Source organism: Thermococcus sp. M36 (genome assembly GCF_012027355.1).
Taxonomy (GTDB): domain Archaea; phylum Methanobacteriota_B; class Thermococci; order Thermococcales; family Thermococcaceae; genus Thermococcus.
Window position 1 is genome coordinate 1 of record NZ_SNUH01000240.1, and the last position, 425, is coordinate 425.

1 pseudogene is annotated in these 425 nt (G+C 53.4%); it reads left to right on the forward strand.

Going from position 1 to position 425, the window contains the following annotated elements:
• Window positions 1-425 (forward strand): annotated as a pseudogene (locus E3E36_RS12155) (phenylalanine--tRNA ligase subunit beta); the annotation flags it as partial.

Consider the following 425-nt stretch of genomic DNA (forward strand, 5'->3'; position numbering starts at 1 on the left):
GTCGGAAAGAGCTTCACCGTTGAGGAATGGGAAGACCTTTTCCTCTACGCGAAATGCGAGCTCGACGACGTTTGGGAGGAGAACGGTCAGATCTACTTCAAGGCAGACTCAAAGGACACCAACAGGCCAGACCTCTGGAGCGCCGAGGGAATAGCGAGGCAGATCCGCTGGGCACTTGGGATGACGAAGGGCCTGCCAAGGTATGAGGTCGAAAAGAGCGACGTCGTTGTTTACGTTGATGAAAAGCTGAAAGATATCAGGCCCTACGGTGTCTACGCCATCGTTGAGGGCCTCAGCCTCGACGATGAGGCTCTCAAGCAGATGATCAACCTCCAGGAAAAGGTGGCGCTAACGTTCGGAAGGCGCAGAAGGGAAGTTGCAATAGGCATCTTCGACTTCGACAAGGTTAAGCCGCCAATTTATTA